Source organism: Pseudoalteromonas sp. 1_2015MBL_MicDiv (assembly GCF_002407505.1).
GTDB lineage: Bacteria > Pseudomonadota > Gammaproteobacteria > Enterobacterales > Alteromonadaceae > Pseudoalteromonas > Pseudoalteromonas fuliginea.
In genome coordinates this window covers 782,886-795,779 of sequence record NZ_CP012738.1, presented here as the reverse complement: position 1 = coordinate 795,779, position 12,894 = coordinate 782,886, and the positions used below count along the sequence as shown (strand labels likewise).

Here is a 12,894-nt window from a genome sequence, read left to right as displayed (position 1 = left end):
TAAAAACATATAGTTAACATATGCAATAAAAGTTAATGGTCTCTCACTATTTTTATATCTAAAATCGAACCCACAACCTAAAGTGCATAATTTCTGCTAGTAAACTCAGTTAAACACAGAGTTTCTGCAGATTTAAATTAAAAAAAGCCACAAAACGAATTTAAAATGCAAAAAACCGCTTTCAAGGTTGACATAAAGGCTCAAAACCCTTAAAAATAAACCTATACAGAATTTTTAATTTAAAAGCAGTGTTTTGCTAAGTAGAGTAAAAACTATGAACACACACATTAATCTTTTAGTCGTACTCGTACTGGTCTTAGTTATAAGCCCAGCGGGGATGTATTAAAAGGTGATACTGCTTTTTAAAAACCCTCGCACTACGCGGGGGTTTTTTTATGCATAAAAAGCGCACAGAGGAATGAGGATGAGGATGAGCAAACAAGAATATAATGGTTCTGAACTAGTTGTTCAGGCATTAAAAGATTTAAAGGTTAAATACATATTTGGCTACCCCGGTGGTTCAGTATTAGATTTATACGATGCACTTTTTCAACAAGATGATATTGAACACATACTCGTGCGTCACGAGCAAGCTGCTACGCATATGGCCGACGGCTATGCACGAGCAACTGGTGACGTGGGTGTTGTGCTTGCAACCTCAGGCCCTGGCGCTACAAACTGTATTACAGGTATTGCAACGGCCTACATGGATTCAATTCCTATGGTTGTATTATCAGGCCAAGTACCTACAAATTTAATTGGTGACGATGCATTCCAAGAAACTGATATTGTTGGCTGTTCTCGCCCTATAGTTAAACACAGCTTTAATTGTAGAAGTGCTAAAGACATCCCTGCAATACTCGCTAAAGCCTTTTATATAGCCAGTACAGGTCGTCCAGGCCCAGTTGTAGTTGAACTCCCTAAAGACATGCTAAACCCTGCGATTAAGTTTGAATACGAATTTCCTCAAACAACAGAACTTAGAACCTACAGTCCTAATACTAAAGGTCACTCTAAGCAAATTCGAAAAGCTGTTACTGCCATTTTAGAAGCTAAAAAGCTTGTTATTTATTCGGGTGGCGGCATTGTTATTTCAAACACGTCAGAGCAATTAACACACTTAGTTGAATCGTTAAATGCGCCAATTACAAACACACTAATGGGATTGGGTGGTATTTCAGGTGTGCACCCTAACTTTGTCGGTATGTTAGGCATGCACGGTACACTAGAAGCAAACAAAGCAATGGCTAACGCCGATGTTATTTTGGCATTAGGTGCCCGATTTGATGACAGGGTAACTAATAATGTTCAAAAGTTTTGCCCTAATGCCACAATTGTACATGTAGATGTAGACCCAACCTCTATTTCTAAAACAATCAAAGCGCATATTCCCGTTGTGGGTTGCTTAGCAACGGTGCTGGAGCAACTACAAGCAGGTATCGATAAAAGCCCAATTAAAATCGACCGCAGCGCACAAGAAGATTGGTGGCGTCAAATTATCAGCTGGCGCGAACAAAAATGTTTAAGCTACAACACTGATAGCGAAAAAATTAAACCACAAGCCGTTATAGAAGCTGTTTATAAAGCCACTAATGGCGATGCTTACGTAAGTTCTGACGTTGGTCAGCACCAAATGTTTGCAGCGCAATACTACCCATTTAAACATCCTCGTCAGTGGATAAATTCAGGCGGCCTAGGCACTATGGGCTTTGGTTTACCTGCTGCAATGGGTGTAAAGCTAGCCTTTGCGGATAAAGAATCTGTATGTATTACAGGTGATGGCTCTATTCAAATGAATATCCAAGAACTATCTACCTGTTTACAGTACAACCTTGCGGTAAAAGTTGTATCACTTAATAACCGCTCTTTAGGTATGGTACGTCAATGGCAAGATATGGTTTACGGCGGACGCCATTCATCATCTTACATGGATTCCCTCCCTGATTTTGTTAAGTTAGTTGAAAGCTACGGACATGTAGGTATTCAAGTAAATACGCTTGATGAACTACAACCTGCAATTGACAGGGCGATGAGCATAAACGACCGCTTAGTCTTTTTAGATATTCTTGTCGACGAAAAAGAGCATGTATATCCAATGCAAATTAAATTAGGTGGCATTGATGAGATGTGGTTACGTAAAGGAGTAAAAGCATAATGCGTCGTATTTTATCTATATTATTAGAAAATGAACCCGGTGCTCTATCACGTATTGTTGGGCTTTTTTCACAACGTGCATACAATATTGATAGCCTGACTGTAGGTACAACTGATGATCAATCATTATCGCGTATCACTATTACCACCATGGGTGATGACCGTGTTGTTGAGCAAATAACAAAGCAAGTTAATAAACTTGTTGATGTATTAAAGATTATAGATTTAACCGAGATGAGTCACATCGAACGCGAGCTTTTATTAGTTAAAGTATTCGCGCAAGATGAATCAACCCGTGCTGCAGTAACCCGTGTGGTCGATGTTTTCCAAGGCGCTATTTTAGATATGGGACGTCAAAGTTACAGCCTACAACTTGTTAGTAGCACAGATAAGATAGAATCATTTTTAGATACGTTGCGACATGAAACTGACATTATTGAAGTTGTGCGCTCAGGTGCTGTAGGCATAGGAAGAGGCGATAAAGCCTTAAAAGCATAACTTACCTATAATTAAGCCATTGAAATTTGGCTTTTTAATAGATAAAAAAAAAGGGCTAATTAGCCCTTTTTTTATTTAATTTGTTAAACCTATTAAGGGTTTACTTGGTCTTTAAGACCTTTACCTGCTTTAAAGCTTGGGATAGTTGCTGCTGCGATTTGGATCTCAGCACCCGTTTGTGGGTTACGGCCAGTGCGAGCTGCACGTTCTTTTACTGAGAAAGTACCAAAACCAACTAACGCTACTGAATCACCTTCTTTTAAAGAAGAAGTTACAGCACCGGTAAACGCGTCAAGAGCACGAGTAGCGGCAGCTTTAGAGATTTCTGCATCAGTAGCAATTTTTTCAACTAATTGAGCTTTATTCATTGTTAGATTCCTATTCGTTATTATTTTGCCTTCGCAAATCCTATCTTTATGCATTTTTAAACAGTTAGCAACAGCAAATTGCATTTTTTGTTTAAAATCTTCAAAAACACATAAAATTTAAATAATTCTCGGTAAAATACAGCATGTTGAGTTAACAACAACTTAATTTAAGTACAATTTTGGTGCAACTTAGGCAACATAATAAACTATATTTTTTCGATAACTAAGGTCACTTCCCCGACCTCGACACCAAACTTAACAATAGATGTGCGGTTTATCAAGCGCGTTTGTGTAACCAAGTACATCCAATCGTCAAAATTAACGTTTAAAGTGCTGTCATCATATGCAAGTTCAACATTATAGTTCCAATGAAATACACTGCCATTACTTTTCCCTTTAGCTACACCAATAACATCATCAGCAGTGCCCGTTAGGCTGTTATCGTTATTAAGCGTTACTTTCCAAATACGTTTTTGTGTTTCACCATCATCGTAAACAAAATCTTCCTCAATAACGCCCTGGTTACCATCCCACGTTGCATTCATATCAACAACCAGCTTGCGGGTCAATTCGCCCTTAAAGTCTTGTACAACGCCATAGGCTTTTAAATTTCCACTAAAAAATGTTTTAAAGTCGAAATTTGGCGATGTGTTTTTATAATGTTCAACATTTGGCGCTGAACAGCTAATTAAAAGTAGAGCTGATGAGCAGATCAATGCTGTTTTTAACGTGTTTAATATATTCATATTAATTCCCTAATAGTTGCTTTCGTAGTTTTGGCTCAGAGGTTTTTTCATCAAGCCAAATAGCTAAAAAGTCACTCGAAAATTGAGGTTCATCAATTTCACCCATTTTTTCATCATTATGATAAAAAGTGCTCATACCTTGCTCATTTGTCACTAATGTTAGTGAGTCACCCTTTTTTATATCAGGCCAAATAGACAATAATTTACTGTCATATTTATCAGCTAGCTCTTTTTTTCCAAGATGTTCCCACTGCTCATTTGTTGCTTTAACTATTCCTTTAGCTTCAAAGTCGCGTAAATAGGTAAGCTTAAACTTAATAGGATGTGTTCCTGCGCTGTAATTACCTGAAGGGGTAAATAGCACAGCGTCATATACATCCCAAAATAAATACTCCATTCGTGCTTCGCCTACTTTATTGAATTGTGTGTTAGCTAAAACAATTGAAGTTGTAAGCAAATAAAAAGTAACTGCCTTTAGTAAAGATTTCAAAATAAGCTTCCTTTGAGTCAATGGGTAATGTTACGAAATAGAAATTATGGAAGATCAGCGATTGATAAATAACTTGATTTTTTGGTTTATAAAAAGAATAGCAGTAAACACTGTAGACCAAAGCGCCCCGTAAACGAGCCAGAATTGCCATAAAGGGAACCCTAAACTTATTACTTCAAAGCGTGCTCCAGCCCAATAACTTGCTGGCGCAAAAGCCATGCATACTAAAAAGGCCTGCCAAAGTTTTAACCTACCTAAAAAGATCATTGAGGTGTTTAAAGAAAGTAATAATGCAACCCATAAAAAGGCGAGCCATAGAGGAAAGGGATAAACTTTAAATTCTAACAAGCCTAACTTTACCGCTATAAACTCTAACAACATTGCTAAAGGTAGGGCTTTAATTAGTAGTAAGGTGTCTTGTTTTTTCTGCTTTGACAAACAAAACATTAAAACAATAATTAATCCGCTAAAAAATAGCGAATTAGCCTCAAGCAGCAATGATAAAAACCACACTGCTTGAAATAAAAAAAAATTAATAACCGAGCGCAATATCATCGTTATCGCTCATAAACCTCGGTTTACGTGCCATTAAATGCACTGTGCTTGTAGCTCTAGCTCTAAACGCACCTTCGCAATAAGCAAAGTAAAATAACCACAAGCGATAAAAGCGTTCATCAAATTTTGAACGGTCCAAATCTGGCCAGCTTTTTATAAAACGAGTTCGCCAATCTGCTAATGTTCGTGCGTAGTGAGCACCAATATCATTAACAGTATGAATTACCATGTCGGTATTATTTTTAATCTGCTCACTCATTTCGTTAAGTGATGGCAAACATCCGCCCGGAAAAATATACTGTTGGATAAAGTCAGAATTTTTTAAGTAGTGCTTATAACGCTGATCGCCAATAGTTATAGCTTGTATGAGCATAGCACCATCATCTTTCAACAGTTCACCACATTTGGTGAAAAAGCTAGGTAAGTATTCATGGCCCACCGCTTCTATCATTTCGATAGAAACAAGCTTATCGTACTTGCCTTTTAATAGTCTGTAATCGAGCTTGAGTAACGTTATTTTATTTTCAAGACCAAGCTCAATAATTTTATTTGCTACGTAATCGTGCTGTTCGTCAGATATCGTTGTTGTTGTAACATGGCAATCATAATGCGTGGCTGCATATATAGCAAAAGCCCCCCACCCTGTACCAATTTCAATTACTGAGTCATTTTTTTGAAGCTCAACTTGCTCACAAATGCGTTTAAGCTTGTATAGTTGAGCCTCTTCAAGTGTCGCTTCTTTTGTAGGATATACAGCACTTGAGTAAAGCATTTCTTTACTTAAAAATGATTCGTACAAATCATTACCTAAGTCGTAATGAGCAACAATATTCTTTTTAGATCCTGATTCAGAATTTTTATTTTTTATATGATTGAACCGGTGTGCGACATTGCTAAAAAATGCGAATTTTTTTTCAAACTCATCGAGTTGCTTTTCGTTTATAGCAAATATTTCTATAAATGAAGTTAAGTTGTCACAAGACCAGTGACCCAAAATATACGCTTCACCAGCGCCAACGCTCCCAGATAATGCAAACGCTTTATACATAGCTTTATCATTAACTGTAACAGTTGCTTTTAGTTCTGAAGATGAATCCCCAAAAATAGTTCTTTCGTTTCCCTCAATCAAAACTATTTGACCAGTTTTAATTGACGAAAAGGCTTTAGTTACTAATTTTTTATATATGTTAGTTAACCAACTAGTGCTTTGTTCACAATTTAAGCTCGACACTTTATCCATTAAAATACCTATTTATTGTTCTAACTATCTGTATATGTTTTATGGCCTACCTGAGTGACCTAAAAAAGGCACTCGCTTTATAAATAACTTTAGCGCTTGATGGTAAATACCTTTAAATATCGACCACGTCATGGCCGGAAAACGTTTTAGTAACTTACTGACTTCTTGATTAGTAAGCTCTGCACGTTTCAAACGAAGTGTTGCATCAAATAATAATACTTCATCTCGTTTATTTTCAATATGTATCAATGTTTTATCAGGCGACTGTCGAATATGCCAATGATAGTTCATATCTAAATTCATAAAAGGTGATACGGAAAAAACCTTCTTAAAGTTCACTTTTTTTTCTAGGGAGACTAAATAGTAATGGCGTTCATTCCACGGTGTATTACTTACTTCAGCAATCATATACGTAAAGCTATTATCGCTATTACCAAAAAAGTAAAAATTAACAGGGCTAAAATAAACCCCTAAACAGCGTAGTTGCCCAAGCATATAAACATGAGTAAATGTTTCCTTTATACCTAATGAAGAAAGTTGCTTATGAGCACGTTCAATAATGGGAAATTGGTCAGAAGCTGATAAACTTTGAAGGTAATCTGCCTCGTTAAACTTTAAGGCTTTTAAGCCTGATGTACCTAAGTTTTTATGTACACCATTTAATTGCTGAGGATTGTTTAGATCGACCCACATCATATACAAAGGATAGCTAAAACGATGTTCTTTAACAGCAAAACGGCGATGTTTTACATCGCCTAAATAAACTGCACTAGTCAAATTCGACCCCAAGCTGTTTAGCCACATCTACACCACTGTGTACACCATCTTCATGGAAGCCATTGTACCAATAAGCACCACAAAAATAACTATTATTGTTCCCATCAATACTGTGTTTTAATTTTTGAGCAGCAATAGATTCTTGGTTAAATACAGGGTGATGATAGGTAAACTCGCGCAAAATTTTACTTTGGCTTATTCCTTCAAGATGATTAAGCGTTACACAAAACTGTGTATCCGATTGTATACCTTGCAAAATATTCATTTGGTAAGTAACAACAGCTGCTTTATCAGTGTTGTTATTAAGTAGGTAGTTCCAGCTTGCCCATGCCGCTTTTCTATCTGGTAAAAGGTTTGTATCGGTGTGCAGCACCACTGAGTTCTCAGTGTAAGCAATTGCCCCCAATACTGACTTTTCTTGCTCCGTAGCATCACCAAGTAGTGCAAGCGCCTGATCTGAATGACAAGCAAATATTACTTTATCAAATTTACTTTGCTCACCATTGGCAAACTCTATTGTTACTTCATCATTTTGACGCGTAACAGATTTAATATTTGTATTGAGGTTAATTTTGTCGGCAAAGCCTCTGATCAGCGGCTTAATGTACTGACGAGATCCTCCTGGTACTACATACCACTGTGGTCTATTGGTTACATCTAAAAGCCCATGATTAAAGAAAAACTTAACAAAAAACTCAACGCCTACGTTTTCCATTTCTTTAATACTGGTAGACCAAATAGCCGCGCCCATAGGAAGAATATAATGGTATTTAAAAAAGTCGTTAAACTGGTTATCGTTAAGCAATTGTCCTAATGATTGTTCAGATTGATAGTCACCTTTTTCATGCATTGCTTTGCACAGTTTGTTAAACCTAACAATGTCGTACAATAAACGCCAAAATTTTGGTCTGAAAATATTACGGCGCTGTGCAAACAAACTTGTAAACGTATGGCCATTATATTCAAAACCAGTGGCTTCGTTGTGAACACTAAAGCTCATTTCTGTTTTTTGTTTATTGACACCAATACGCTTTAGCAGTTTTTCAAAGTATGGGTAAGTTCGGTCATTAAACACAATAAAGCCTGTGTCTATTGCGTATTTGATGCCGCTTACATCAACATCAACTGTTGCAGTGTGGCCACCTATGTAATCATTTTTTTCAAAAATGGTTACATCATAATGTTTGTGAAGCAAATGCCCACATGTTAAACCAGATACACCAGTTCCTATTATTGCTATTTTTTTCAACGGGCTAATCCTTTTGCGATTCTAAGCCAAAGTGGGAGTGGTAAAATACGTAATGCTTTTAATATAAGTGTAAAACGATAAGGGAAATGAACGTCTTTGCGGCGTTTTTGAATACCCTTAATCATGTAGTCAGCGGCTTTTTCAGCCGTAACGGCCATAGGCATCGGGAAATCATTTTTACTAGTGAGCGGGGTTTTTACAAAACCTGGATGAACTAAAGTCACATCAACATCATTTAAATCAACAGCTAAGCTTTTTGCTAAGTAACTTACACCCGCTTTTGATGCACCATAAGCTTCTGAACGAGGTAGCGCAAGATAAGTAACACTTGAGCTAACTAAAACAAGCTGGCCGCCTGGATTTATTTTAGGAAGTAACGCCTCAAGGCAATACCCCATAGAAAGTAAATTGACGTTTATTACACGTTCAAATAATGCACTATCAAAATTTCGCGCATCATCTATATATTCACAGTTACCGGCGTTTAAAATAACTCGATCAAAATGAGGAAAGCCAATAGTAGACTCTTTTATATCTTGCAGGTTAGTTGCATCAAATTTACAAGCTTGAATATTGTCGTATTTAGCAAGCTCGGCGAGCTTTTCACTATTACGTCCGCAAGCTATAACAGTGTCTCCTAGCTGCGCATATTTAATTGCTAGCTGCTCGCCAATACCTGATGTAGCACCCGTTATAAGTGTGATCATAATTAACCTGTCCTTTTATCAATTAGCTTTATAACGCTACCAAGTAAAGGAATGTGTTTGTATAACAACTCGCCCACATTAAAGTAGTCTCTGTGCTTGATAATTTTGCCATCTTTAAAAATAAGCTTGCTATGACCTTCTACCGAAATAGTTTTACCTGATGAGAGCTTTGGATGTGCATAATGCATAGTCCAATAAATAAAAGCATTGTTACCGCTATTAAACGAATCACTAATATCAAACTGGCAATGCTTAACATTGCTGTATAAATTAGCAAAGTACCTGCGCAATTCTACAATGCCGTTAATTTCATGCATCGGATCTATAAACTGTATGTTGTCGCAGTAAATATCACTCAATAAATCAAGATTAGTGCTATTAAGCTGTTGGTATATTTCAACAAATTTATCTACTGGTAACTGGTTATCCATATCACACCTTAAATGCAGCAAGTGCACGTTCTCGTGCCGCTTTATGATCAACTATTGCTGGCCAGTAACATTCCTTATCTTTGCCTGTTGCGGCTAAATAAGTGTGTGGAAAATGAATGTGTTTATCTGGCACGTTTTCAAGCTCTGGCAAATACTTACGGATAAACTTGCCCGTTGGATCAAAGCGCTCGCTTTGTCTGATAGGATTAAAAACTCTAAAATAAGGCTGAGCATCACAGCCCGTACTTGCAGCCCACTGCCAACCACCATTATTTGAGGCTAAATCGCCATCAATTAAGTGCTGCATAAAAAAGCGTTCACCTTCACGCCAGTCTATTAATAAATGCTTAGTTAAAAAGCTTGCAACAACCATTCGTAAACGATTATGCATCCAACCGGTTTGCTTAAGTTGTAGCATTGCTGCATCCACTAACGGGTAACCTGTACGCCCTTCGCACCATGCTTTAAAATCGCTTTCGCTTTTACGCCACACTACAGCGTTATACTTTTCGTTAAAGTTATCGCCACGCGAAAGCTTCGGAAATTCAGCAATTAAATGCCTGTAAAATTCGCGCCAAACAAGCTCGTTAATCCACGTAAACGTTTTGCTTTTTGATGTAGTTAAAATATCAGGATAACGCTGCTGAATATTAATAAGCAGTTGCTTTGTGCTTACAATACCTAGTGCTAAATACGGGCTTAAACCCGATGTGCCTTTTACACTGGGAATATCACGCTGGTCGTCGTAACTTGTAAGTTTGTCGCATATAAAATTATCAACTACGGTAGAGAGTGTTTCGTCGTCAACCGGCCACTTATCTGAGCACCCATCATTTTTTAGTAAATCACTCTCGTCAAATTCAATAGGGTCAGAAGTTAAAGGCCATTGTGGCAAACTAAAGTGTGTATCTTGATACTGCTTTAACCATGCACGTTTAAATGGAGTAAACACTTTATACATTTCATTACTTTGATTTTTGACTGAGCCTGCAGGCGCAATTAAATCACCTTCGTACAAAGTAAAAGTAATAGAAAGCTCATCGCATTTATGCAAAATTGCTTTATCGCGGTTTACTTCATTAAGCTCATATTCTGTATTAGCAATTACGTGTTTTACATCGTTTGCTTTACAAAAGTTAATAAGCTCGCGCGTACAATCACAAAAGCTAGGCGCTTCAATAATATGTAAAGTAATACCGTAATCAGCAAGTTGTGATTGAAGATAAGTAACTCGGCGCTTGAGTAAGTCAATCTGAATAGGCGCAGCTTGGTGTTGTTGCCACTGCTTTTCAGACACAAAAAAAATGGCGTGTTTAGCGCCATCATTTAGCGCTTGAATTAACGCTTCGTTAGAAAAAAGGCGCAAATCGCGCCTAAACCAAAATAATGTATCCATTAAATACCAAATCGTAGTTTTAAATCGTGAGGGTATGGGTTAAAAAACACTTGTTTTTCGAGGTACTCATTTGGATGAACTTTCAAGTGATGCTTTAACAAGGTAAGTGGTACATACAATGGCACCAATCCTTCGCGGTATTCATCTATCGCATCACGAAGTTCTTGTTTTTCAACCTTCGATAAATCAGTTTTAAAGTAGCCTTGTAAATGCATTAGCGTATTGCAATTATTTCTGCGAGAAGCTGGCTTTTTAAGACCTGTCATCAAACCTAAAATATATTCATCAGCAACTGCATTTATATCGTCACCTACAAACGTTCCAAGCAGGTTACCCAAATCACGATAAGCTTGGTAATTATGAGCCATCAACAAATACTTATACTGAGAGTGAAATTGAGTAAGCTTGTGAACCGTAAGCGGCTCTTGTACTAACTTTTGCCAGTTTTTAAATACGTAAATTCTCATTACAAAGTTTTCACGTAAATGAATATCGTTTAAACGCCCGTTTTCTTCACATGGCAATAATGGGTTGTGCTTCATTATTTGCTCAGCAAAAAAACCAACGCCTTCTGAGGTATTACCCGTGCCTGCTTCATTGTATATTTTAATGCGTTCCATACCGCAACTTGGACTTTTCGCGCAAAATACAAATCCACTCAACTCTTTAGCTTGTTCTGTTGCAACTTTTTTACCATATTCGGTAAGCTGCTGACCTACTTCGCCAGTGCCATCTGGGCGACATACTTTAATAGTGTCGCCCACTTTAACTTGGCGAATAGTTGGGCGAGGTATCGGTAAACCAACAGCTACTTCCGGACAAAACCGTGTGTATTCAACGTGTTTACCTAGCTCATCCATACAAAAATTTGATTTTTTATGACCCGTATCAAATCTAACTTTTTCGCCTGCTAAACAGGCGCTTATACCTATTTTTATTATATCTGTGTGCATATATTCTCTTAGTAAATCAAATTACCTATTGGATTTAGTAACTTGCTGAAGCCCTTATTAAAATGTAGCGCACTACTGACAACTGTAAAGCACAAACACCCGTCTTTCGTTAAAGGTGTATGCTGATGACTACCATCTTGCCATATAAAGTCGCCTGGTACGTAACTACCATCTTCGTCACTAAACTCACCATCTAAGAGTAGAGTAACTTCAAATCCAGTATGCGTGTGCTCTGGTATTTCACCACCCGCATCAATGTGTAACAGGCTAGAACGTAGCGCACCATCATCAAGCGAAACTCGAGATCGCGCTAACTTACCAACTTGTGTAAATTTACTATGAGAAATACGCGTTAAAGCACGTGGAAGCTGGTAGTTATGTTCATTTACTTTAATAGAAACAGGCTCTACCTCATAAACTTCGTCGATAGAATCATCAGATGTGATCATATCAAGAACATTCAATTCAAAGTCTTCAAATAACTCAGATTGCTCTGTTTGAACTGTCTCAAATTGGACTGGCTCTTCACTAAATAACGCGTCTGCATTACTTGCTTCAATTTTAGCGACTTTAGCTTGGCACACAGGGCACATATCTACATGTATAGAAACGGCTAAACTCAGTGATGTAGCAAGTGATGCATCGCAATACTGTGTCAGTAAAGTTTCACTCGGGTGATGTTTAATCATGCTGATCTCCCATTTCATTACGTAATTTTTGCAAGGCCAAACGTAACCGTGATTTTACCGTGCCTACTGGAATGTTAAGTTGATGTGCAAGTTGCTCTTGCGACATATCTTGAAAATAAACGCCTCTTACCACTTCACGTTGAGCGATTGGTAGCTTGTCTAAATAGCGTTTAATTTGCTTGTCTTCTAAATGATCACTGTATTCGTGATGTGTATCTTGTGATTCGTTTAATAACGGCCAAATATCTTCGCTTATGTTTTCTTCTTTGTTACTTTTCATTTTGCGAAGCATATCGAATGAAGCATTACGCATAACGGTATAAACCCACGTAGTCGCTGCACCTTTATCACTGTGATACAAATGTGCTTTACGCCAAACAGACGTTAACGTCTCTTGAACAAGCTCCATTGCTTGAGCTTCAACACCAAACTGCTTAATTCCAAAGCGTTTAATTTTTGGCGCAAAATATTCAAATAAATAGGAAAACGCTTTTTTGTCGCGTGATTGCGCAACGTCTATAAGCGCTTGCATGAGCTCTTTACTCGGCGTTTCTGGCATGGCAGTGTACTTACCTGTATTAGGTTCACAACGTGGTGACTGTTGTTGACTTACCATAATAATTTATCCCGTTATTGCTTTT

At 37.5% G+C, this 12,894-nt stretch carries 15 protein-coding genes; 2 read left to right on the top strand and 13 right to left on the bottom strand.

The genetic code is table 11. The features are described 5' to 3' along the window. The first annotated feature begins 430 nt into the window (after positions 1-430). Together AOR04_RS21045 and ilvN are read left to right on the top strand one after the other, a co-directional pair. Complete coding sequence (locus tag AOR04_RS21045) at positions 431-2,155, top strand: acetolactate synthase 3 large subunit (RefSeq protein ID WP_096794591.1); 1,725 nt, start codon at positions 431-433, stop codon at positions 2,153-2,155. Beyond that, the gene (ilvN, locus tag AOR04_RS21040; protein ID WP_007376319.1) at positions 2,155-2,652 is read left to right on the top strand and encodes an acetolactate synthase small subunit; all 498 of its coding nucleotides are present in this window, start codon (positions 2,155-2,157) and stop codon (positions 2,650-2,652) included. The genes AOR04_RS21045 and ilvN overlap by 1 nt, the downstream gene beginning before the upstream one ends. Positions 2,653-2,744: 92 nt before the next feature. Here the strand turns inward: ilvN and AOR04_RS21035 are convergent, their stop codons facing one another. The 13 genes from AOR04_RS21035 to AOR04_RS20975 all read right to left on the bottom strand — a co-directional run bounded on the left by AOR04_RS21035 (position 2,745) and on the right by AOR04_RS20975 (position 12,869). Further along, complete coding sequence (locus AOR04_RS21035) at positions 2,745-3,020, bottom strand: HU family DNA-binding protein (protein ID WP_002962474.1); 276 nt, start codon at positions 3,018-3,020, stop codon at positions 2,745-2,747. 206 nt (positions 3,021-3,226) lie between these two features. Beyond that, positions 3,227-3,766, bottom strand: a complete 540-nt coding sequence (locus tag AOR04_RS21030) for a DUF3833 domain-containing protein (protein ID WP_096794590.1) — start codon at positions 3,764-3,766, stop codon at positions 3,227-3,229. Position 3,767: 1 nt separating this feature from the next. Beyond that, positions 3,768-4,256, bottom strand: coding sequence for a chalcone isomerase family protein (locus AOR04_RS21025; RefSeq protein ID WP_096794589.1), 489 nt, complete (start codon positions 4,254-4,256; stop codon positions 3,768-3,770). 54 nt (positions 4,257-4,310) lie between these two features. Further along, positions 4,311-4,811 carry a DUF2878 domain-containing protein gene (locus tag AOR04_RS21020; RefSeq protein ID WP_096794588.1) on the bottom strand — a complete coding sequence of 167 codons (501 nt, stop codon included), beginning with the start codon at positions 4,809-4,811 and terminating at the stop codon, positions 4,311-4,313. Beyond that, positions 4,789-6,051 carry an SAM-dependent methyltransferase gene (locus AOR04_RS21015; RefSeq protein WP_096794587.1) on the bottom strand — a complete coding sequence of 421 codons (1,263 nt, stop codon included), beginning with the start codon at positions 6,049-6,051 and terminating at the stop codon, positions 4,789-4,791. Before AOR04_RS21015 ends, AOR04_RS21020 begins: the two co-directional genes overlap by 23 nt. Before the next feature lie 39 nt (positions 6,052-6,090). Next, entirely contained in the window at positions 6,091-6,828 is a 738-nt protein-coding gene (locus AOR04_RS21010; protein WP_096794586.1) for a DUF1365 domain-containing protein, read from the bottom strand. After that, the gene (locus AOR04_RS21005) at positions 6,821-8,077 is read right to left on the bottom strand and encodes an NAD(P)/FAD-dependent oxidoreductase (protein WP_096794585.1); all 1,257 of its coding nucleotides are present in this window, start codon (positions 8,075-8,077) and stop codon (positions 6,821-6,823) included. Before AOR04_RS21005 ends, AOR04_RS21010 begins: the two co-directional genes overlap by 8 nt. Continuing rightward, the gene (locus AOR04_RS21000) at positions 8,074-8,784 is read right to left on the bottom strand and encodes an SDR family NAD(P)-dependent oxidoreductase (RefSeq protein WP_096794584.1); all 711 of its coding nucleotides are present in this window, start codon (positions 8,782-8,784) and stop codon (positions 8,074-8,076) included. The genes AOR04_RS21005 and AOR04_RS21000 overlap by 4 nt, the downstream gene beginning before the upstream one ends. A 2-nt stretch (positions 8,785-8,786) precedes the next feature. After that, positions 8,787-9,215: a nuclear transport factor 2 family protein gene (locus AOR04_RS20995; RefSeq protein ID WP_096794583.1), complete on the bottom strand. Its 429-nt coding sequence runs from the start codon at positions 9,213-9,215 to the stop codon at positions 8,787-8,789. Between the two features lies 1 nt (position 9,216). Beyond that, a complete protein-coding gene (phrB, locus tag AOR04_RS20990) occupies positions 9,217-10,611 on the bottom strand; it encodes a deoxyribodipyrimidine photo-lyase (RefSeq protein WP_096794582.1) in 1,395 nt (464 codons plus the stop codon). Next, a complete protein-coding gene (locus AOR04_RS20985) occupies positions 10,611-11,564 on the bottom strand; it encodes a YbgA family protein (protein WP_096794581.1) in 954 nt (317 codons plus the stop codon). The genes phrB and AOR04_RS20985 overlap by 1 nt, the downstream gene beginning before the upstream one ends. Before the next feature lie 8 nt (positions 11,565-11,572). After that, complete coding sequence (locus AOR04_RS20980; protein ID WP_007376330.1) at positions 11,573-12,253, bottom strand: ChrR family anti-sigma-E factor; 681 nt, start codon at positions 12,251-12,253, stop codon at positions 11,573-11,575. After that, positions 12,246-12,869, bottom strand: coding sequence for a sigma-70 family RNA polymerase sigma factor (locus AOR04_RS20975; RefSeq protein ID WP_002962457.1), 624 nt, complete (start codon positions 12,867-12,869; stop codon positions 12,246-12,248). The genes AOR04_RS20980 and AOR04_RS20975 overlap by 8 nt, the downstream gene beginning before the upstream one ends. Between the last annotated feature and the right edge of the window lie 25 nt (positions 12,870-12,894).

Excerpts from the sequence above, each read along its gene's own strand:
- AOR04_RS21045 (WP_096794591.1), top strand. The coding sequence starts at position 431 with ATGAGCAAACAAGAATATAATGGTTCTGAACTAGTTGTTCAGGCATTA.
- ilvN (WP_007376319.1), top strand. The coding sequence starts at position 2,155 with ATGCGTCGTATTTTATCTATATTATTAGAAAATGAACCCGGTGCTCTA.
- AOR04_RS21035 (WP_002962474.1), bottom strand. The coding sequence starts at position 3,020 with ATGAATAAAGCTCAATTAGTTGAAAAAATTGCTACTGATGCAGAAATC.
- AOR04_RS21030 (WP_096794590.1), bottom strand. The coding sequence starts at position 3,766 with ATGAATATATTAAACACGTTAAAAACAGCATTGATCTGCTCATCAGCT.
- AOR04_RS21020 (WP_096794588.1), bottom strand. The coding sequence starts at position 4,811 with ATGATATTGCGCTCGGTTATTAATTTTTTTTTATTTCAAGCAGTGTGG.
- AOR04_RS21015 (WP_096794587.1), bottom strand. The coding sequence starts at position 6,051 with ATGGATAAAGTGTCGAGCTTAAATTGTGAACAAAGCACTAGTTGGTTA.
- AOR04_RS21000 (WP_096794584.1), bottom strand. The coding sequence starts at position 8,784 with ATGATCACACTTATAACGGGTGCTACATCAGGTATTGGCGAGCAGCTA.
- AOR04_RS20995 (WP_096794583.1), bottom strand. The coding sequence starts at position 9,215 with ATGGATAACCAGTTACCAGTAGATAAATTTGTTGAAATATACCAACAG.
- phrB (WP_096794582.1), bottom strand. The coding sequence starts at position 10,611 with ATGGATACATTATTTTGGTTTAGGCGCGATTTGCGCCTTTTTTCTAAC.
- AOR04_RS20985 (WP_096794581.1), bottom strand. The coding sequence starts at position 11,564 with ATGCACACAGATATAATAAAAATAGGTATAAGCGCCTGTTTAGCAGGC.
- AOR04_RS20980 (WP_007376330.1), bottom strand. The coding sequence starts at position 12,253 with ATGATTAAACATCACCCGAGTGAAACTTTACTGACACAGTATTGCGAT.
- AOR04_RS20975 (WP_002962457.1), bottom strand. The coding sequence starts at position 12,869 with ATGGTAAGTCAACAACAGTCACCACGTTGTGAACCTAATACAGGTAAG.